At 70.2% G+C, this 20,074-nt stretch carries 17 protein-coding genes and 1 tRNA gene; 8 read left to right on the top strand and 10 right to left on the bottom strand.

Annotated features, from left to right (window positions below; all coding sequences use genetic code 11):
* Positions 1-13: 13 nt before the first annotated feature.
* The 7 genes from H9Y04_RS17815 to H9Y04_RS17785 all read right to left on the bottom strand — a co-directional run bounded on the left by H9Y04_RS17815 (position 14) and on the right by H9Y04_RS17785 (position 7,730).
* Positions 14-1,054 (bottom strand): LCP family protein, encoded by a 1,041-nt coding sequence (locus H9Y04_RS17815; RefSeq protein ID WP_187814852.1) that lies wholly within the window; start codon positions 1,052-1,054, stop codon positions 14-16.
* The gene (locus tag H9Y04_RS17810) at positions 1,044-2,156 is read right to left on the bottom strand and encodes a glycosyltransferase family 4 protein (protein WP_187814851.1); all 1,113 of its coding nucleotides are present in this window, start codon (positions 2,154-2,156) and stop codon (positions 1,044-1,046) included. Before H9Y04_RS17810 ends, H9Y04_RS17815 begins: the two co-directional genes overlap by 11 nt.
* Positions 2,153-3,325: a glycosyltransferase family 4 protein gene (locus H9Y04_RS17805; protein ID WP_187814850.1), complete on the bottom strand. Its 1,173-nt coding sequence runs from the start codon at positions 3,323-3,325 to the stop codon at positions 2,153-2,155. Before H9Y04_RS17805 ends, H9Y04_RS17810 begins: the two co-directional genes overlap by 4 nt.
* Positions 3,322-4,110, bottom strand: coding sequence for an FkbM family methyltransferase (locus H9Y04_RS17800; RefSeq protein WP_187814849.1), 789 nt, complete (start codon positions 4,108-4,110; stop codon positions 3,322-3,324). The genes H9Y04_RS17805 and H9Y04_RS17800 overlap by 4 nt, the downstream gene beginning before the upstream one ends.
* Positions 4,107-5,021 carry a WecB/TagA/CpsF family glycosyltransferase gene (locus H9Y04_RS17795; RefSeq protein ID WP_187814848.1) on the bottom strand — a complete coding sequence of 305 codons (915 nt, stop codon included), beginning with the start codon at positions 5,019-5,021 and terminating at the stop codon, positions 4,107-4,109. The genes H9Y04_RS17800 and H9Y04_RS17795 overlap by 4 nt, the downstream gene beginning before the upstream one ends.
* 112 nt (positions 5,022-5,133) lie before the next feature.
* A complete protein-coding gene (locus H9Y04_RS17790; RefSeq protein WP_187814847.1) occupies positions 5,134-6,675 on the bottom strand; it encodes an MraY family glycosyltransferase in 1,542 nt (513 codons plus the stop codon).
* Positions 6,676-6,689: 14 nt separating this feature from the next.
* Complete coding sequence (locus H9Y04_RS17785; RefSeq protein WP_236070948.1) at positions 6,690-7,730, bottom strand: NAD-dependent epimerase/dehydratase family protein; 1,041 nt, start codon at positions 7,728-7,730, stop codon at positions 6,690-6,692.
* A 179-nt stretch (positions 7,731-7,909) separates the two neighbouring features.
* On the opposite strand from H9Y04_RS17785, the gene H9Y04_RS17780 reads away from it, so the two are divergent.
* A complete protein-coding gene (locus H9Y04_RS17780) occupies positions 7,910-9,193 on the top strand; it encodes a nucleotide sugar dehydrogenase (protein WP_187814846.1) in 1,284 nt (427 codons plus the stop codon).
* A 188-nt stretch (positions 9,194-9,381) separates the two neighbouring features.
* On the top strand, positions 9,382-11,688 hold the full coding sequence (locus H9Y04_RS17775; RefSeq protein ID WP_187814845.1) for a (Fe-S)-binding protein: 2,307 nt from the start codon (positions 9,382-9,384) through the stop codon (positions 11,686-11,688).
* Positions 11,689-11,783: 95 nt separating this feature from the next.
* Here the strand turns inward: H9Y04_RS17775 and H9Y04_RS17770 are convergent, their stop codons facing one another.
* Positions 11,784-12,440, bottom strand: a complete 657-nt coding sequence (locus H9Y04_RS17770) for a hypothetical protein (RefSeq protein ID WP_187814844.1) — start codon at positions 12,438-12,440, stop codon at positions 11,784-11,786.
* Positions 12,441-12,752: 312 nt separating this feature from the next.
* Between H9Y04_RS17770 and H9Y04_RS17765 the strand changes: the two genes are divergently transcribed.
* The 3 genes from H9Y04_RS17765 (at position 12,753) to H9Y04_RS17755 (ending at position 15,858) form a co-directional block, all read left to right on the top strand.
* Positions 12,753-14,180, top strand: coding sequence for an FG-GAP-like repeat-containing protein (locus H9Y04_RS17765; protein ID WP_187814843.1), 1,428 nt, complete (start codon positions 12,753-12,755; stop codon positions 14,178-14,180).
* Between the two features lie 200 nt (positions 14,181-14,380).
* Positions 14,381-15,307 carry a Yip1 family protein gene (locus H9Y04_RS17760; protein ID WP_187814842.1) on the top strand — a complete coding sequence of 309 codons (927 nt, stop codon included), beginning with the start codon at positions 14,381-14,383 and terminating at the stop codon, positions 15,305-15,307.
* Positions 15,308-15,420: 113 nt separating this feature from the next.
* Positions 15,421-15,858 (top strand): VOC family protein, encoded by a 438-nt coding sequence (locus tag H9Y04_RS17755; RefSeq protein ID WP_187814841.1) that lies wholly within the window; start codon positions 15,421-15,423, stop codon positions 15,856-15,858.
* Between the two features lie 14 nt (positions 15,859-15,872).
* On the opposite strand, the gene H9Y04_RS17750 is transcribed toward H9Y04_RS17755, so the two are convergent.
* Positions 15,873-16,376 (bottom strand): phosphoribosyltransferase, encoded by a 504-nt coding sequence (locus H9Y04_RS17750; RefSeq protein WP_187814840.1) that lies wholly within the window; start codon positions 16,374-16,376, stop codon positions 15,873-15,875.
* 20 nt (positions 16,377-16,396) lie between these two features.
* Positions 16,397-16,972 carry a dCTP deaminase gene (dcd, locus tag H9Y04_RS17745; RefSeq protein ID WP_187814839.1) on the bottom strand — a complete coding sequence of 192 codons (576 nt, stop codon included), beginning with the start codon at positions 16,970-16,972 and terminating at the stop codon, positions 16,397-16,399.
* A 487-nt stretch (positions 16,973-17,459) separates the two neighbouring features.
* On the opposite strand from dcd, the gene H9Y04_RS17740 reads away from it, so the two are divergent.
* The 3 genes from H9Y04_RS17740 to H9Y04_RS48950 all read left to right on the top strand — a co-directional run bounded on the left by H9Y04_RS17740 (position 17,460) and on the right by H9Y04_RS48950 (position 19,929).
* Positions 17,460-17,533: transfer RNA gene (locus tag H9Y04_RS17740), tRNA-Gly, on the top strand.
* Positions 17,534-18,772: 1,239 nt separating this feature from the next.
* On the top strand, positions 18,773-19,195 hold the full coding sequence (locus tag H9Y04_RS17735; RefSeq protein ID WP_187814838.1) for a DUF6924 domain-containing protein: 423 nt from the start codon (positions 18,773-18,775) through the stop codon (positions 19,193-19,195).
* Positions 19,196-19,515: 320 nt separating this feature from the next.
* Complete coding sequence (locus H9Y04_RS48950; protein ID WP_498067164.1) at positions 19,516-19,929, top strand: DUF3761 domain-containing protein; 414 nt, start codon at positions 19,516-19,518, stop codon at positions 19,927-19,929.
* Positions 19,930-20,074 lie beyond the last annotated feature (145 nt).

Here is a 20,074-nt window from a genome sequence, read left to right as displayed (position 1 = left end):
GACGGATCAGGCCCTAGGACTTCTCGAAGTACGGCCGCTCCCGGTGGCCTTCCTTGTCGTACGCGTTGTACAGGTGCGCGGGCAGCGGCTTGTCCGTGCGCAGGGCCTTGAACAGCGCGGCGCCCTCGTCCGGGACCATCTCGTAGCGGCCGACGTAGTCGGGGTGCTCGGTGCTGGGCAGCGTGACGACCCGGAGGGCACTGGCCGGCAGTGTCCGCACGCTCTTGAGCAGCGAGTACAGCTCGGCCGGTGAGTCCATGGCCGCGTCGGCGGTCAGCGAGGAGGTCACCGCGTCGAGCAGCGGGTACACACGCGTGGGGCTGGTCAGGGTGCCCGTGGCGGTGACCTTCGCGACCAGGCTGCGCAGGAAGTCCTTCTGGCGCTCGATGCGCTGGAGGTCGCTGCCGTCGCTGACACCCACCCGCGTCCGTACGAAGACCAGCGCGTCCTTGCCCTTCACGAGCTGCCGCCCGGGCTTGAGCGTGATGCCGTACTCGGGCTCCCTGATGGGCTCGGCCACATCGACCTCGACGCCGCCGACCGCGTCGACCACCTTCATGAACCCGGAGAAGTCGACGACCAGATGGTGGTCGACGCGTACGCCGCTGAGCTTCTCGAACGTGCGGATCGTGCAGGCCGCGCCCGCCCGTTCGTACGCCCAGTTGAACTGCGCGTACTCGGCCTCGGTGCGGTTGCCTTCCGGGGTGAGGCAGCTCGGGATGTCCACCATCAGGTCGCGCGGGACGCTCGTCATCGAGGCCGTGCGGCGGTCGGCGGACAGGTGGAGCAGGATCGCGGTGTCCGCGCGCGTGGAGCCCCAGCCGGCCTGGCTGTCGGTACCGAGGAGCAGGATGTTGCGGGCTTTGCCCGCCGGCCGGTTCGGGCGCGAGCCGTGGTCGGCGCGCAGGGCACGCTCGGTGGCCTCATCGGTGCGGATGTTGCTGTCGAGCTTCGCGTAGAGCAGGCCGCCGAGCCCGGCCAGGGCGAGCACCAGGATCCCTCCGGCGATGCCCGCCCTGCGCAGGATCTTCTTGGTCCGTGCTTCAAGTGCCATGCGTGAGCAGCCCTTCGATACCGTGCGCGAACCGCTGTGCCATCGCCTCGACGGTGTAGCGCCCGGCGTCACAGCGGCCCGCTCGGCGCAGTCGCGCCAACTCCCTTGGCCTGCAGAGAAGTTCGGCCACTTCCCGCGCGTACGCGTCGTCCTGGACGACGAGCGCGTTGCGGCCGTGCTCCAGATAGCCGAACTCAGGACCGTGGTAGGCCCAGGGCGTGGTGACGAGCGGGGTGCGCAGCGCGAAGGAGTCCACTGCGCACAGGCCCACCGCGCCCGGCACGAGCATCGCGTCGGCGACCGCACCGAGCCGCGCCTTGGCGGCCGTGTCCGCGGTGCCGACGTAGACGGCGGCCGGGCAGGCCTCCACGAGGGCGCGTTCGGCGCCGTCGCCCGCCACGAGCAGCCGGAATCCTGGGAGTTGCTCGGCGATCCGCTCGGCGGCGGACAGCAGGAACCCGATGCGCTTGAGTGCGTCGAGGCCGCCGATGTACAACCCGGTGAGTCCGGACGTCAGACCGTGCCGCGCGCGCAGTTCCCGCACCTCGCTCTCGGTCACCCGGTCCCGGGCGTCGGCCAGGGCCGTGGTGTCCAGGGAGTTCTGGACGACGGTGACCCGTCCTGCGGGCAGCCCCGCGCGCTCGGCGTAGGCGCCGCCCGCCTCGGTGTAGGCGAAGAACCAGTCGGCACGGCGGGTGAGACGGGCCTTGGCCCACTGCTCGGGCCTGCCGTGCGCCGATACGTGGGTGTGGCCGTGGCCCCACAGCCCGATGCGCGTGGGGCGCCGGGCGAGCAGCGGATACACCCGCAGGTGGTGCAGAGACTGGGGAACGATCAGGGCGTCGTGGCTGCGGGCGAGCGCACCGACGCCCCCGTGCCAGATCAGTTCGCGCCCGGCGGCGCGCAGCACGCGCTGGCGCAGCGGCACGGCGCCGGGCAGCGCGAGCTGGTCCTTGCGTGCGGCGACGAGGCCGGTGGCAGCGCCGTGCGCGATCGTCAACTCGATCCTGCTGCCTGCCAGTTCCTGCCGCAGCCGGTCGAGGAAGGGCATGCGGTACGCCGTGAGGTACGGCAGCACCAGAGCGACGCGGCGCCCGCTCATACCAGGACCTCCATGTCCCGGGGCGCGGCGAGGAGCCCCGTGTAGAGCCGCTCCATGCGACCGACCCAGGTGCTTTCGGCGTACGACCCCTCGTAGACCTGTCGGCAGTGCGCCCGCATCCCCGGGAACCGGACCGCCGCTTCCCGCAGCACCCCGTCGAGCGGCTCGTCCCAGGACACGGTGAGCCCGGTGCCCTCGGCGCGCACCGCGCCCGGTACGCACGAACCGTCGAGCGCGACGACCGGCACTCCGGCGGCCAGCGCCTCGCCGTACACCTGGGGCACCGCGCCCTCGAACCAGCGGCTGGAGAAGACGAGTCCGGTGTAGTGCGGCAGCAGCGCCTGCACCCGCTCGCGCGGCAGGGCGCCCAGAAGGCGCACCTGGGGGCCGGCGACCGCACGGCACTCGGCCTCCTGCGGCCCGTTGCCGATGACGTCGAGCGGCTCGTCGGCGGGCCATTTGCGCAGCAGGTCGAGGATGCCCTTCTCCTTCGTGAGGCGCCCCACGCAGACCCAGCGGCGGTCGGGCCGCACGCGCAGGGCGCCACTGCGGTCGGGCACGAAGTTGGGCAGCAACGCCATCCGCTCGGCCGGCAGCCCCGCCCGCGCATACGTGGCGCGGCTGAGCTCCGAAAGCACGATGACGCGGTCGGCGCGGGCGAGCAGCGGGTCGCCGAGTGGGCCCTTGCGGCCCGCCCAGGCGAGCGGCAGGGTCGCGGCGGCCGAGTCGCGGTAACAGCCGGCGCGCAGGCCGGCCCAGCGGTCGCCGTCCGGGCAGCGGGTGCAGATCTGTCCGTCGCGGTAGAGGACCGCGTTGGCGCACAGGGCACGGTAGTTGTGCAGCGTGCAGACCAGGGGGCCCTGCCAGTCGCGCACCCAGGTGCGGCCGTAATTGGGGAAGAGGTTGTGCACATGGACGATGTCCGGGCGCAGCTCCCGCAGCCGGCCCAGCGGTGAGCGGCCGCGGCCGCCGATCACCGTGAGGGCGGAGCGCACCGGGTACAGCGGCCGCGCGGACAGCTCGTCGGTGGCGACGGTCACCAGGTGCACCTCGTGGCCGGCCCGGCGCAGGGCCTCGGCCTGGTCGAGGGGCACATGGTTCTCGCCGCTCGGCGCAGCCGTCCCGTAGAAGCTGTGCACCAGCGCGATCCGCAGTCGGCGCGTGGTCATACGCGGGCCTCCGCACGCTCGGCGGCCGTGTCCTGGTGACAGTCCGACTCCTGGAACAGCACGAGGTCGCACTGGAGCATCTGGCCGGTGTGCGGATCGATGAAGCCCGGCAGGACGGCCATCACGGTCATGCCGAGCTTCTTGCGCCCGTAGGCAAGGGCCTCGTCGAAGAGGAGCCCGCCCTCGTACAGCGGCACGAACGAGGTCTCCATCTGCAGCCCTGCGATCTCGTCCGTGAACTCCCCGAGCCCGCGCAGGACATGGGCTTCAAAGCCCTGGACGTCGAGCTTGAGGAAGACCCGTTCGCCCGGGGCCGTGGCCTGTTCCCACAGGCCGTCGAGCCGGCGCACCTCGACGGTCTGCCGTCCGGTGTACGCGGCGTGCGGGGCGGCGCTGCGGTGGCGGGGCAGCATCGGCAGGACCGAGCTGGACGCTCCCGCGTTGCCCGCCACGTTCATGACGGTCGTGCCGTCGGTGTCGCCGAGCGCGTACGGGAGCACCGTCCAGCGGTCGTCCTCGGCCGAGACCTGGAGGAGTTCGGCGCGCGGCCCGGGCAGCGGCTCGAAGGAGACGATGCGGCCGTCGAAACCGGCGGCCCGCAGCATCGAGCCGTAACCGCCCGCGTGCGCGCCGGCGTCGAGGACCGTGTCGATCTCGGCGCGGCGCAGGAGCTGCACGAGCTGGGGGCCCGACCAACTGCCCGGGTAGCGGCAGATGTCGATGCCGATGCGCTGGACGGCGCGGCGGGTGCGGTGCAGGAGGGAGTGGCGCAGGAGCGTGGTCATGGGCGGGGGCCCTTCTCCGCTGGGCGGGAAGCGGGGGAAGTACGGGGTGCGCGGGTTGCATGGGGTGTGGCGGCCCCAGGAACTGCGGCGGCCCCGGGGGCCGCGGCGCCCGCGCGAGGTCCCCGGAAAGCCGCGCGCAGGAAGCGGGGATGGCCCCACAGGACGCGCCGCCACAGCCGCCGCGGCTCGCTGCACAGGCGGAACAGCCATTCCAGGCCGGTGCGTTGCATCAGGGCCGGCGCCTGCGGCTTGTTGCCGGAAACGAAGTCGAAGGCCGCGCCGACCGCGACGTAGACCGCCGGGTGGAGTGCGGCGAGGCGGGCGGCCTCGTGATCCTGCTTCGGAGTGCCGAGGCCGAGCCAGACGATCTGCGCGCCGGATGCGGCGATACGGGCGGCCTGCGCGGCCCGTTCGCCGTCGGTGAGCTCGCGGAAGGGCGGGGCCTCGGTACCCACGATCAGCGCGCGCGGGAAGCGGGCCCTCAGCTCGGCGGTCAGGGCGTCGAGCACCTCGCGCGTGGAGCCGAGCAGGTAGTGGGTGAGGCCCACCGTCTGGCCCGTACGGAAGACGTCGAGGAAGAGGTCGGGGCCGTAGACGCGGGCGCGCGGCAGGGTGCGGTCGCGATGCACCAGACGGTTGGCCCACACCACGCCCTGTCCGTCGGGGAGGTTGAGCGCGGCCGCGTTGAGGAGCCGGTGCAGCGCGGGGTCGGTGTCGGCGAGCGCGAGCGTGTACGCGTTGCACAGGTGCACATCGGCGGCCACTCCCTGGGCCGCGAGCCGGACGACCGCGGCCGCGCCCTCGGCCGGCGTGACCGCCGCGATCGGCACGCCCGCACAGGGCACGGTGGCGGCGGCCACCGCCGGGGGCAGGGGCGGCGGCGGGCCGGTGCCGGCGTGCAGGGTGGTCATGGGCGGGGCCCCTTCGAGGATGGCGGGTGGTGACGGGCCGTGGGTCGTGTGCGCGTGGTGACGGGCCGTGGGTCGTGCGGTCGCGTCCGGCGCTCGTGGGTGCGCCGGTATGTCAGCCGCGGGCCAGGTCGGCCGTCGTGGGGTGCGCGCCCGGCTGCGCGCGGCGCGCGGCGAGGACGGTGCGGGTCAGGGCGGCGAGACCGCGTCGCGTCCGGCCGGTGGGGGTGGGGGACTTGGGGCCGCGCGGGGGTGCGACCGGGCGTCCGGCGGCGGGGGTCGAGGACGTACGGCCGCTGCTCGGCACACCGGGTGCGCGCCCGCTGCTCGGCACACCGGGCGTGCGGCCGCCGCTCGTGGATGCGGAGGTCTGAGCGCCACTCGGCGCCGCGGCGGTGCGGCCGCCGCCCGGGGGGAGGAACGTTCCGGCCGCGGGCGTGCCGCTCGCCCGTGTACCGGGCACCGGACGCGTACGGGTGGTACTCGTGCGCAGCGCAAGGGTGCGCGGTCCGTCGGCCGGGCGGGCCGCGGCGGCGGCCACCGTGCGCGGGCCGCCGACGGGGCGCCCCCGTCCGGCGGTCGCCGTGCGCAGCGCACCGGTGGGCACCGGACGCGCCGACGTCCTGGCAGGGGTGCGCGCACCCCCGGCGGCGGCCGTACGCGTCGCCGGGCCGCCGAGCCTCGCCTGTGCCCCGTACACCGGGACCTTCAGGAGCGCCCAGAGGCCGCCGATCACCGCGAGCAGCAAGGGAGTTGCCGCGCTCGGGCCCGCCACGCCGCGGTGCATCAGGAACGTCGTCAGCGTGCCCGCGAACGCCACCGCGCCGAGCACCACCGCGGCCCCCGGCACCGTGAACCCGACCCGGCGCAGCCGGTGGGCGGTGTGGTCGGTGCCGCCCATCAGCAGCGGACGGCCCGCGCGGCGGCGCGAGACGACGACGAGGGCGGTGTCGGCGGTGACGACGACCGTCAGGGTCAGCAGGCCGAGCGCGGTGGGCAGCGTCTCGTGTCCGGTGTGCACCGTGACCGCCGCCGAGGCGAGCAGGAAGCCGGTGAACAGCGAACCGCAGTCGCCGAGGAAGATCTTGGCCGGATGCCAGTTGTGGCCGAGGAACCCACCGAGCGACGCGGCCAGGACGGTGAGCACCAGCGCGAGGCCCGACCGGCCTTCGGCCGCCGCGCACAGCGCGAGCCCGAGCGCGGTGACCACGCCGACCGTGCCCATCGCACCGTCGGAGTTGTCGAGCAGATTGAAGGCGTTCGTCACGAAGACGATCCACACCAGCGCGCAGGCCGCCGCGAGCGGCGTCAGCTCCGTGTCGTACACGACGACGAACGCGGCCACGGTCTCCACCACCAGACGGATCCGCGCGCCGAGCGGCCGCAGATCGTCCACGAGCCCCAGCAGGGCCAGGGCCGACGCGGCCCACAGGAGCCGTTCCGTGCCGGGGCCGAGCGGGGCGTACCCCGTGCAGCTCACCGCGAGGGTGCCCGCGGCCACCGCGACGCCGCCGAGGTGCGGCGTCGGACGGCTGTGCGCCTTGCGGGCACCGGGCCGGTCCAACAGGCCGGTGCGCAGGGCGAGTACGCGGACGAAGCGCGTGAGCAGCGCGGTCAGGAGTACGGCGGCGACGGCCGCGACGAGGGTGTAGAGCATGGCCTTCAGTCCTGTCAGGCCCGCGGCAGGTACGCGAGGTCCGCGGGGGCCGGGCGCGGGACTCCCGGGGCGTCGGTCCCCCGGCGGCGCATCTCCGCGATCGTCGAGTCGAGGATCTCGTCGAGCCCGAACCGGGGCGCCCAGCCGGTGAGTTCACGCAGCCGGGTGGTGTCGGGGACACGGCGCTCCATGTCCTCGAAGCCGCTCGCGTAGACCTGCTCGTACGGCACGAGGACGACGGGCGAGGGGCTCTGGGTGCGGGCGACGATGCGGGCGGCGAGTTCGGCGATGGAGGTCTCCTCGCCGGTGCCGACGTTGAAGATGCCGCCGACGGCGCCCGGGTGGTCGAGCACCTTCAGGAGCGCGTCGACCACGTCGGCGACATGCGCGAAGCAGCGGCGCTGGCGGCCGTCGCCGTGCACGGTCAGGGGTTCGCCGGCCAGCGCCTGGCGCACCAGGCGCGGGATGACCATGCCGTACGCGGGTGACTGGCGCGGTCCGACGGTGTTGAAGAGCCGGACGACCGCGACCGGCAGCCCGAACTCGCGGTGGTGGGCGAGGGCCAGGATCTCGTCGACGGCCTTCGCGGTCGAGTAGGACCAGCGGGCGATGCCGGTCTGGCCGAGGATCCGGTCGGCGTTCTCGTCGACCGGGCCCGCGCCGTTCTTGCCGTAGATCTCCGAGGTGGAGGCGAGAAGGAGCGGGCGGTGGTGGCGGTGGGCCGCGGCGATCACGTTCTCGGTGCCGCGGATGTTGGTGACGAAGGACTTCAGCGGCTGCTCGACGATCAGCCGTACGCCGACGGCGGCCGCGAGATGGACCACGGCACCGCAGCGGCCGGTGAGGTCCGCGACGAGTTCGGCGTCGAGGACCGAGCCGCGCACGAAGCGCAGGCGCGGGTGGTTCATGACCGCCGCGAGGTTGGCGCGGTCCCCCGTGGAGAGGTCGTCGAGCACGACGACGGAGTCACCGCGGGCGAGCAGGGCCTCGGTGAGATGCGAACCGATGAATCCGGCACCGCCGGTGACCAGATACGTCATGGAGTCGCCGTTCATGGAAAACGCCCGTTCTGTTGCGGTATCGGGGTGATGCGGCACGCGCCCACCGGGTTCGAGCGCTCCATAAGCTAGTTCGCTATGTCCCAATATGTGGTGAATAACACGATCCGCTTCATCGCATCTGACCGAAACACCTGGTCGATATCGATCAGAATCAGTCGAATTGAGGACTCCTCATGGCGCAGAGCACGGCCGAATCGAGAACCGCTCCGTCCGAGCGCGTCGTGATCATCGGTCTCGGTTATGTCGGCCTGCCGCTCGCACTGCGCGCCGCGGAGACCGGTCTGCGGGTCGTGGGCATCGACACCGACCAGCGGCGCGTCAAGCAGCTGACGGCGGGTGACTCGTACGTGGAGGACATCGACTCGGCGCGGCTGATCGCGGCGCTCGACTCCGGCCTGCTCGAAGTGAGCGACGAACCCGAGGCGGCCGAGGGCTTCGACGTCTGTGTGATCACGGTCCCGACGCCGCTGCGCGAGGGCGCCCCCGACCTCTCGTACATCGAGAGCGCGGGCCGCTCCGTCGCCCCGTACCTGCGCCCAGGCGCAACCGTCGTCCTGGAGTCGACGAGCTATCCCGGCACCACCGAGGACATGCTCGCGCCGCTGCTCGAAGAGGGCAGCGGGCTGCGCGCGGGGCGCGACTTCCACCTCGGCTACAGCCCCGAGCGGATCGACCCGGGCAACTCCCGCTGGCGCCTGGAGAACACCCCCAAGGTCGTCTCGGGTGTCGACGAGCGCTCCCTGGAGGCCGTCGAGGCCTTCTACGACCGGATCGTGACGCGTACGGTCCCGGTCACCTCCACCCGTACGGCCGAGCTGACCAAGCTTCTGGAGAACACCTTCCGGCAGGTCAACATCGCCCTGGTCAACGAACTCGCGCTGTGCGCACGGCCGCTCGGCGTGGACATCTGGGAGGCGGTGGACGCGGCGGCGACCAAGCCGTTCGGGTTCATGCCCTTCTACCCCGGGCCCGGCGTCGGCGGGCACTGCCTGCCGGTCGACCCCTCGTATCTGTCCTGGGAGGTGCGGCGCCGGCTGCAGCACGACGTCCGCTTCGTCTCGCTCGCGCAGGAGATCAACGACGGGATGCCGGAGCAGGTCGTCCGCCGTGTCGAGGACGGCATCGGCCGCCCGCTGGCCGGCGCCCATGTCCTCATCCTCGGCCTCGCGTACAAGAAGAACACCGGAGACGTACGGGAGTCCCCCGCGGTCACCGTCGCCGAACTGCTCCTGGCCCGCGGCGCCCGCGTCCGCGCCGTCGAGCCCTACGCCGAGCCGCTGCGGCTGCCGGCCGAGGTGCTCTGTGTGGAGCTGACCGCGCCGGAGGTGCGCGCGGCGGACGCGGTGGTGATCGCCACGGATCACGACTGCTTCGACTACGACCTGGTGACGCGCGAGGCCTCGTACGTGTTCGACAGCCGCAACCGGTGCGGGCGCGGGCTGGCCGAGGTGCTGTAGACAAGGGAGCTGCGGACCGAGGTCCTGTAGCTCCCGGACCCGCCCTAAGGCAACCCTCAGCGACGCAGATCACCGCGAGCCCGGCTACATTGCCGGGCCAGAAGTGGGTACGCTCAGACGGACGAGTTAAGTTACCGCTTAGTAATCTCCACTGAACCCTCCCCGCCTCGCAGGCCCGAGGAGCCCTCATGCAACTCGCCGCGATCATCGTGTCGTTGGTACTGACCGTGATCGGCGTCGCGCTCATCGCACGCGCCATCGGCCAGTTCGTCCGCTACTTCAAGCTGGGCCAGCCACTGCCCGCGGGGGTCCGCAAGGACAATCCGTATCAGCGCAGCGTGACGCTGGTACGGGAGTTCCTCGGCCACACGCGGATGAACCGCTGGGGCATCGTCGGCTTCGCCCACTGGTTCGTCGCGATCGGCTTCCTGACGCTGCCGCCGACGATCATCACGGCGTACGGCCAGCTGTTCCAGGCCGACTGGACGCTGCCGGTGATCGGCGGCTTCCTGCCGTACGAGCTCTACATCGAGTTCATCGCCGCGATGACCGTGCTCGGCATCGCCACCCTGATGGTCATCCGGCTGCTCAGCCTGCCCTCCCGGCCGGGTCGCAAGTCCCGGTTCCAGGGTTCGAAGATGGGCCAGGCGTACTTCGTCGAGTACGTCATCCTCACCATCGGTCTCGCCATCTACGTCCTGCGCGGACTGGAGGGCGCGCTGCATCACGTCGAGAGTTACGACGCCGCGTACTTCGCGTCGTACCCGCTGATCCTGGCCTTCAAGGGGCTTTCCCTCGGCGTCCTGCAGAACCTCGTCTACCTCACCGCGATGATCAAGCTGGGCACCACCATGGTCTGGATGATCACGGTGAGCCTGAACACCAACATGGGTGTGGCCTGGCACCGCTTCCTCGCCTTCCCGAACATCTGGTTCAAGCGCAACGCGACCGGCGAGGTCGCCCTGGGCGCGCTGCAGCCGATGACCTCCGGCGGCAAGCCGATCGACTTCACCGACCCCGGTGACGACGACGTCTTCGGCGTCTCGCAGGTCGAGCAGTTCAGCTGGAAGGGCCTGCTCGACTTCTCCACCTGTACGGAGTGCGGCCGCTGCCAGTCGCAGTGCCCGGCCTGGAACACGGGCAAGCCGCTCTCGCCCAAGCTCCTGATCATGTCGCTGCGGGACCACGCCCACGCGAAGGCGCCGTATCTGCTCGCGGGCGGCGGCAAGACGATGGAGGGCGAGGAGAAGGCGTCCGAGGAGCAGCTGGCCGGTGTGCCCGCCGCGGCTCTGGCCGAGGCCGAGCGTCCGCTGATCGGCACGCTCGAGGAGAACGGCGTCATCGACCCGGACGTCCTGTGGTCATGCACCACCTGCGGTGCCTGCGTGGAGCAGTGCCCGGTGGACATCGAGCACGTCGACCACATCGTCGACATGCGCCGCTACCAGGTGATGATCGAGTCCGCGTTCCCGTCCGAGGCGGGCACGATGCTCAAGAACCTGGAGAAGAAGGGAAACCCCTGGGGTCTGGCCAAGAAGCAGCGCCTGGAATGGCTCAAGGAAGTCGAGTTCGAGGTGCCGGTCGTCGGCAAGGACATCGAGGACCTGACCGAGGTCGAGTACCTGTACTGGGTCGGCTGCGCGGGCGCCCTGGAGGACCGGGCCAAGAAGACCACGAAGGCCTTCGCGGAGCTGCTGCACATGGCGGGCGTCAAGTTCGCGATCATGGGCGGCGACGAGAAGTGCACCGGTGACTCCGCCCGGCGTCTCGGCAACGAGCCCCTGTTCCAGGAGCTCGGCATGGAGAACGTCATGGCGCTGAACATGGCGTTCGGCGAGGAGATGGACGACGACGGCAAGGTCACGCCCGAGTCGAAGAAGCCCAAGTCGGCGAAGAAGATCGTCGCCACCTGCCCGCACTGCCTCAACACCATCGGCAACGAGTACCCGCAGCTCGGCGGCGACTACGAGGTCATCCACCACACGCAGCTGCTCCAGCACCTCATCGACGAGGGCAAGCTGATCCCGGTCACGCCCGTCGAGGGTCTGATCACCTACCACGACCCGTGCTACCTGGGCCGGCACAACAAGATCTACACGCCGCCGCGCGAGATCATGTCCGCCGTCCCCGGCCTGCGCCAGCAGGAGATGCACCGCCACAAGGAGCGCGGCTTCTGCTGCGGCGCCGGCGGCGCGCGGATGTGGATGGAGGAGCGGATCGGCAAGCGCATCAACACCGAGCGCGTGGATGAGGCGCTGTCGCTGAATCCGGACATCATTTCGACGGCTTGCCCGTTCTGTCTCGTCATGCTCACGGACTCCGTGAACGGCAAGAAGGCTGAATCGGACAGCGGCTCCGCCGCGGGCGGGGTGGCGAAGGAGTCGCTGCAGGTCGTGGACGTGGCCCAGCTGCTGCTCGACTCGGTCAAGACTCCGGTGGACCCGGCCGGGTCCGAGGAGAGCGAGGACGCTCCGGAGCCGGAGCCGGTGAAGTAGCCGTCCGGCCCGCCTGTCGGGCCTTCCGTCCGACATGACGTGAAATGACTGAGGGGCCGCCCCGTGCCGGCCCCTCAGTCAGTTTGTGGGGCCCGTCAGGCAGCGGTGCGTCCGCCGCGGCCCCGCAGCACGGCGAAGCCGAGGCCTGCGGCGCCCGCCGCCGCGATGCCACCGCCCGCGGCGACCAGCGGGGCGCTCACCGGACGCGCGTCCTGCTCCATGCCGGCCTGGACGCTGCCGAGCGGGGTGGCGGCGTTGGTCTTGGTCTTGTACGTGGAGGCCTGGGTGCTGGCGGTCCGGTCGACCGAGTACTTCTCGACGAGCCGCCCCCTGAAGTCGTACACCCAGCTGCAGCCGCCGCCGCGGCCGTCGATCACGACGAACTTGTCCGTACGGCCGTCGCGTACGAGCTTGTAGGTCCAGCCGTCGTTGAGCGCGCTCGGGTGCTGGGCGTCGAGCCGGCCGAGGAAGGTGCCGTTCGGCATCGCGATCTCGGCGCGCGGCCCCTGCGCACCGCCCTGCGCCAGGGTCGCGACCCGGCCGTCGGGCATGGTGACGCGGACATGGCCTTTGGTGGAGGAGGCGGAGGCGGCAACGGACACGGAGCCGGAGCCGGAGCCGGCGGACGCCTGGGCCGCGTCGTGCCCCGCGGCCCCCGGCGCGGCCACCGCGGCGGTGACCGGCACGGCGAACGCGGCGATCACGCCGGTGGTGACGGCGGCGGTGCGCACAGTGCGGCGGATGACTCGCATGACGTCCTGTCCTCGACTGGCTGCTCGGCTGCCCGAGGGGCCGGGGCCCCACTGACTGCTCCCTGACTTCGACGTCTTCGACGCTACGGGGGTGATATCCGCGCAAGCCATACGTAATGTAACGGACAGCCCGATCTTGCCCTGCAACCGGGTAAATACCCCCGTATTCAACCAATCACGCCAAGCGGAAACCCTGCCCACCCGTACAACCCTTCCCGCAGGTCACAGGTCTCCTGATCACCGACCGCACGGCCGGGCCGCGGAGCACCCCGCGCCCCGTGCGGCCGCCGTTCCCTTCGACCAGGAGCCCGCATGCGCCGTCGCGCCCTGTTGCTCTGCGCCGCCCTCACCGGTGGCCTGCTGTCCCTCGCCTCCCCCGCCTCCGCCGCCCCCTCCGGGCTGCAGGGCGACTTCAACGGCGACGGGTACCGCGACCTCGCCATCGCCGCCCCGCTCGCCAAGGTGGCGGGCAAGTCCGGAGCGGGTGCCGTCGCGGTCGTGTACGGCACCGCGAGCGGCCTCGACAAGTCCAAGCGCGCCTGGATCAGCCAGGACACCGCCGGCATCCCCGGCATCCCGGAGGCCGGGGACTACTTCGGCGACCGGCTCACCGCGGGCGACCTGGACGGGGACGGATACACGGACCTCGTCGTCGGCGTGCACGGCGAACAGATCGGGTCCACCGGCGACTCCGGCGTCCTGACCGTCGTCTGGGGCGGGGCGACCGGCCTGAAGAGCGCGGTCGACATCGCGTCGCCGCTGCCCAAGTACCGCAACGAGCTGGGCTGGAGCGTCGCGACCGGCGACTTCGACGGCGACGGCAGGACCGACCTGGCGGCCGCCAACCTCGCGGCTCCCGAGCTGAACATCTTCAAGGGCCCCGTCTCCCGTACGGGCACGGCCGCGGGCCTCACCGGCATCGACACCCTCGACCAGACCGGCATCAACACCGACCAGATCGTGGCCGGCAACGTGAACGGCGACGCGGCCACCGACCTTCTGGTCATGGGCCAGCAGGCGAGCGGCGACGTGTATCCCACGCGCAGCGTGCTCTACAAGGGTTCCGCGAACGGACTGGTCGCGGGCCCCAAGGTGGCGGGCGGCTACGCCGCGGCGATCGCCGATGTGAACAAGGACGGCTACGGCGACATCGTCACCGGAAACTTCCTGGAGAAGTCCGCCGAGGCCCCGAACGGCGGCCCGGGCGGCGCGGTCACCGTGACGTACGGAGCGGCCGCCGGCCTCAGCACGCGTACGCCGGTCCGTATCACCCAGGACACGGCCGGGGTGCCGGGCGCCGCCGAGACGGGCGACCGCTTCGGCTGGAGCCTGTCCGCGGGTGACACCAACGGCGACGGCTACGCGGACATCGCGGTCGGCGTCGAGAGCGAGGCCCTCGGCTCCCTCCGCGGGGCCGGCTCCGTGGTCGTGCTGCGCGGCTCGTCCTCGGGTCTGACGGGCAGCGGCGCCAAGGCCTTCTCGCAGAACACGGCGGGCGTGCCCGGCGGGGCCGAGGCCCGCGACTTCTTCGGCAGCGAGGTGCACCTCACGGACGCCGACCGCAACGGCCGCGCCGAGCTCATCGTGTCCGCCCGCGGCGAGAATGCCGGGGCGGGCTCCGTCTGGCTGTTCAAGTCGAGCTCGACCGGGATCACCGCGACCGGCTCGACGACCTTCGGCAGCGCGAGCGTCGGCGGGCCCACGGGCCTCGCGTACTTCGGCGACGTCCTCGCGAACTGACGTCCGCGGGACTGCACTTGGCGGGGGACGGCCGGACGTCCTGCGAGGAAGTGGCCGGACGTCTCGGCGAGGGGATGGCCGGACGTCAATCCGGCCATCCCCTCAGGGACCCCCTAGGGGTTGTCACAGCTCAGCCGCAAAGGGCCCGCATTCCGGTCCGCCCGGCCCCCGGCACAGCAGAACCAGGTACGTTCGATGACGTGGCTGGATTCAGGATCGGCCGCGGCAACCGGGGCAACCGTCCCCAGTCCCCGCGCCCGCAACACAACCCGCAGCAGCCGCCGTACGGACAGCAGCAGCCGTACGGCAGGCCCGCCGCGCCCCCGTACCCGCAGCAGCAGTACCCGGGCGGACCAGGCGGTTATCCGCAGCAGCCCGGGCAGCAGCAGTGGCCGCAGGCCGGCGGTCATCCGGGGCAGGGGCACGGGGAGCCGGAGTACTTCGGCGACCCGTACCAGCAGCGGCCGCCGCACGACCCGTACGCGGCGCACAACAACCCGGGGCACACCCAGGCCTTCACGGTCGGCGACGACCCGTACAACCAGGGTGGCACCTACCGCGCCGGTGCGGCGCCCGCGCCGGTCGGCCCGCGGCTGCACTGGAAGGAGCTGCTCAGCGGCGTCATCCTGCGCCCGAACCAGACGTATCTGCAGATGCGCGACCACACGATGTGGGTCCCGGCGCTCCTTGTCACGTTCGTCTACGGCCTGCTCGCCGTCTTCGGCTTCGACGGCGCCCGCGAGGACGCGATCAACGCGACGCTCGCGACGAGCGTCCCGATCGTCCTGACGACCGGTGTCGCGATCGTCCTGAGCGCCTTCGTGCTCGGTGTCGTGACGCACACGGTGGCCCGTCAGCTCGGCGGCGACGGCGCCTGGCAGCCGACGGTCGGCCTCTCGATGCTGATCATGTCGCTCACGGACGCGCCCCGCCTGGTGTTCGCGATGTTCCTCGGCGGCGACGCGACCCTCGTCCAACTCCTCGGCTGGGCCACGTGGCTCGGCGCGGGGGCCCTGCTCACGACGATGGTCTCGAAGTCCCACGACCTGCCCTGGCCCCGCGCCCTGGGCGCGAGCGCGATCCAGTTGATCGCGCTGCTCTCGATCATCAAGCTGGGCACTTTCTGACCGCGGTTGTCCGCGGGTACGCCGTTACGTGTGTACGAGGAAGGGGCCGACTGACCGGATCAGTCGGCCCCTTCCTCGTACCATCGGCCGCACCCCCGAAAGGAGTGAGCGGCATGGCGGTTCAGCGGATGGACAATGTCGGCATCGTGGTCGAGGACATGGAGGCCGCGCTCGCGTTCTTCCTCGAACTCGGTCTGGAACTCGAGGGCAGGACGGAGGTGAAGGGACCCGTCGCCGACCAGTGCACCGGCCTCGACGACGTCCACTGCGACATCGCGATGGTCCGCACGCCGGACGGCCTCAGCCGCCTCGAACTGTGCAGGTACCGCAGCCCGGTGGCGAGCGCAGGACCGCACAACCCACCGCACAACATCCTGGGCACGCACCGCGTCATGTTCGCCGTCGACGACCTCGAGGAGACCGTCGCCCGTCTGCGCCCGCACGGCGCCGAAATCCTCGGCGGAATCGCCCGGTTCGGGGACAGCTACCTGCTCAGCTACGTCCGCGGCCCGGAGGGCATCATCGTCGGCCTGGCCGAGCAGCTGGCCTGAGCCGCGGCACGTCCCTAGGCGTCGAGAACCTGGCCGTCACGCCGTACGACGGGCGGCTCGACGCTCCACGGGAAGTTGATCCAGTCGTCTGTGCGCTTCCACACGTACTCGCACTTCACCAGCGAGTGCGACTTCTCATAGATCACCGCGGAGCGGACCTCGGCCACCGTGTCCAGGCAGAAGTCGTGGACGAGCTTGAGCGTCTTGCCGGTGTCGGCGACGTCGTCCGTGATGAGGACCTTCTTGTCGGTGAAGTCGATCGCGCTGGGGACGGGCGCCAGCATGACCGGCATCTCCAGGGTGGTGCCGACGCCCGTGTAGAACTCCACGTTCACCAGGTGGATGTTCTTGCAGTCGAGGGCGTAGGCCAGACCGCCCGCGACGAAGACGCCGCCGCGCGCGATGCTCAGCACGATGTCCGGCCGGTAGCCGTCGTCGGCGATGGTCTGCGCGAGCTCGCGCACCGCCTTGCCGAAGCCGTCGTAGGTCAGGTTCTCGCGTACGTCTGCGTCGCTCATGGTGCCGTTCTTTTCCGCTCTCAGACCTGGGTGCGGTGGAAGTTGAGGAAGGAGCGGGAGGCTGTCGGGCCGCGCTGCCCCTGGTAGCGGGAGCCGTAGCGCTCGCTGCCGTACGGGAATTCGGCCGGCGAGGAGAGCCGGAACATGCACAGCTGGCCGATCTTCATGCCCGGCCAGAGCTTGATCGGCAGCGTCGCGAGGTTGGAGAGCTCGAGCGTGACGTGCCCGGAGAAGCCCGGGTCGATGAAGCCGGCGGTGGAGTGCGTGACGAGACCGAGGCGGCCGAGGCTGGACTTGCCTTCCAGACGGCTCGCGAGGTCGTCGGGCAGCGTGATGACCTCGTACGTGGAGGCGAGCACGAACTCGCCGGGGTGCAGGATGAAGGGCTCGTCGCCCTCCGGCTCCACCGTCCGCGTCAGATCGGCCTGCTCGATGGCGGGGTCGATGTGCGGGTAGCGGTGGTTCTCGAACACCCGGAAGTAGCGGTCGAGGCGCACGTCGATGCTCGACGGCTGCACCATGGATTCGTCGTAGGGATCGATCCGGACCCGCCCGGCGTCGATCTCGGCCCGGATGTCCTTGTCTGAGAGAAGCACGTAGCGAGGATACGCAGAGCGCGCGGGCCCGCCTAAATCCGGCGGCACCCGCGCGCTGTGCGGAGCTGTTTCTGTGAAGAGCAGTGTCAGTGATGCTTGGCCGGTTCGACCGGCACGGAATGCCGGAGCCGAGCACAGCGGGGGCAGCGGATCAACCGCCCGGGACCGAGACGATCGGCCTGCTGCATCGGAAACGAAACGGTGCTGAACACGTGCCCCTCGGCACAGCGGACGACGGTGCGCTCCATCAAGTCCTCGGGTCCCTTCCCCACGTCGATGACGGCGAAAGCTCACATTACGGGATGAAAGGGACGGAGCTCCACGCGGCACTCCGCTCTCCAACGGTACGCCTCAACTCCTTTGCCCCGCACCCGCTTCCGCCCCACCCGCCCCGGCCCGGGTACGCCGAAGGCCCCCGGTCTCTGCACCGGGGGCCTTCGATGAGGTATCGTGAGCGACGATTCGCTGGTCACCGACCGCGCGTCACGCGGGTGTAGTTTAATGGTAGAACATCAGCTTCCCAAGCTGAGAGCGCGAGTTCGATTCTCGTCACCCGCTCCACAGCTCAGGCCCTGGTCATCGACCCGGGCCTTTTTGCTGTGCGATTTCGCTCAGTCGTCGCGTGCCAGATCCGTGCCAGAACCGAGGGATTCGATCTACATTCGGTAGGCCTGCGCCTGTCGCTGCCCCTGCTCGAAGTAGCACGGAGTATCGACGGTGCTCTCGGGGTCCGGCCCCCAGAGCGTGATCCAACCAGTGCCCTCGCACGGGCACGGCACAGCGCAGCCACAAGGAACGTCTTCCCCGGGCACTCCGGTGATCGATCCGTCATCCATGGCGCGCTCACTCCCACCGCAGTCCATACACACAGTGTTGGGCAGAATGGCCCCTAGCCGATTCGACATGGCTTCAACCCCTTCGGATCGGTTGGGTCGCGCCCGCCAGCCCCGGGTGCGACCCGCTCAACTCTCTCTATGTGTCCACGCCTTCAGGTTTGCCCCAACGAGCCACCGTCGCTCGCGAGATGCTCGTCAGCTCAGCGATACGCCGGTACGGCACACCAGCCTCCACCGCGCTGACAACGAGAGGGCGCAGAGCGGCGTCCAGTCGCTCCAACTCGGCCGCCAGGCGCACTCGTTCCGCCCCAGGCTCCAAGAGACGTCGTACGGCCTCCGCGCGAGCATCCTCGGGGGTGACGTTTTGGGCGTTCGTGGCCGCCTGCGGTTCCTTGTGACGCACCTGCCTCGGCATGGCCTTGCCGCGAGCCTTGTTCCGGCGACTGGACATGACCCCAGAGTGCCGATCCGTCTCATATGAGACAAGCCACTTCAGGGAAGACACATATGCCAATCCAACACGTTCACATAAGTGCAGGTGAAGGACCAAGTGCCCCAGCGAGGAAGGTCTCGGCAGAGCCCAAGAGCCGCTAGCCCGGTGAGAGTTTCCCTACTTCATCAAGAGCCCGCGCACGGCGCGGGCGCGCGCCGCCTGTGCGGCGCGGCCTGCCTCCTGTCTGCGCCCCGGCTGGCCGCGCCCGGCGGCGCGCTCGCGTGCGCGGGCATGAGGTAGGAGACACCCTCTGTGGCTGGGGCGGTCGGCTCCACGGCTTTACGCAGCCACTTTGGGGCGAGCCTCGAAGATCATGGCCCCAACGTCGTGCTTTAACGGGCAGGTCAACAGACTGCCCGACTCGCGATGAGCTTACGGGGCCATGATCACTCGCCCCGAAGCAGCTCCAGCCCAAAGCCGCTACGCCACCCGCTCTGCACAGTGGCGGGCCCTGGTGAGAGCATCCTTCGCATGTCTCTGCCGTACCCGGATGATCTGACCTCGTTGGTCCTACGCACCGATTTCAGTGATGACGGGGCTTGGGCCACGGTCCAAGCCGCGATCGACGCTGCCGATGAGTACGCCATCGCTACGTACGTAAGCGATCACCGCTTCAACGACGTGCGTATCGAGGCCCTTGTCACTGAGAACACCTCCGCGGCAGAAGACGAGCAGGTCGTCACCATGTTCCTGGCAGACTCAGTCACCATGACTGATCCAGCCCACCCGCTTCTGGCAGTCGATCTCTACGATGAACCAGGGCGCACATTCCGCGTGCCCGTCCAGTGGTTCCCCGAGATCTCTGCCAACTTGAGCATTGCCAACATGGATTTCGCCGAGTTCGCCGATGCGGCAGATACTTCGGGCACGTTCCGGGGGTTCGACGACCACTGAAGCGATCTCAGACGAAGTCGGCCGTGCCAGACCCGTGCCAGGTTGAGCGGGGAGCCACGGGGAACAGCGGGTAACCGATCAGCTCGACTGGAGATCGCCAACACGCTCCCCCACAGGTCAGACCGCAAATCGGGCCTAGATCACCTGAGCTTCCCAAGCTGAGAGCGCGAGTTCGATTCTCGTCACCCGCTCCATGTGAAACCCCCTGGTCATCAACCCGGGGGTTCTTTGTTGTCTAGCCCTTCTTGAGGCTCTTGAGAGTTGCAGCCAATGCAGGCGAAAAAGCCCACCACAGCCCTTCGCTGCGCTAGAAGTCTTCCGTGCGCAATCTCGTGCGAAGGCTCACCGAGAGCCGCACCTGGCGGGTCGCTCAGGTGGTGGCCTACTCCCTGGCAAGCCTCTTGGCCGTAGGGATCTTCGTCGTCCTGCCGGTCACAGCCCAACTCAGTGGGTGGAACGATCATGACGAAGATCCACCCGTCAGTTCTGGGACACCATCCGCCACGTACACGCCAGTTCACTGGACGTATCAGGGCTACGAGTGCGCAGACGGGTGGCTGTCAGACTCCATCGGCCAGCAAGGAGCTTGTAGCCAACACGGAGGTGTCGTCTCCGTATTCGAAGGAGACAACGGAACAGTCCTCAGGTGCGGAGACAACCAGCACGCGCCTCGCCCAGACGAACAACAACAGCCGATCGAAAACCATGGGCGCGTGGTCTGCGTGCTGAGGTGACATCAGGTTCTGACCCGGCTGTCCACGGCCGCACCACAAGCGCACCAGATCGAGCGGGGAACCACGGTGAAGGCAGCCAAGGGGCAGCGGCAAAGCTGTTCGCGCAGGCCAATGCCCAAACAAGCCCGAACTGGCCGCAGCTTCC

The organism is Streptomyces polyasparticus, assembly GCF_014493765.1.
In the GTDB taxonomy this organism is placed as follows: domain Bacteria; phylum Actinomycetota; class Actinomycetes; order Streptomycetales; family Streptomycetaceae; genus Streptomyces; species Streptomyces polyasparticus.
Note: the sequence above shows the minus strand (reverse complement) of the source record. Positions and strands in the feature narration are given on the sequence as shown.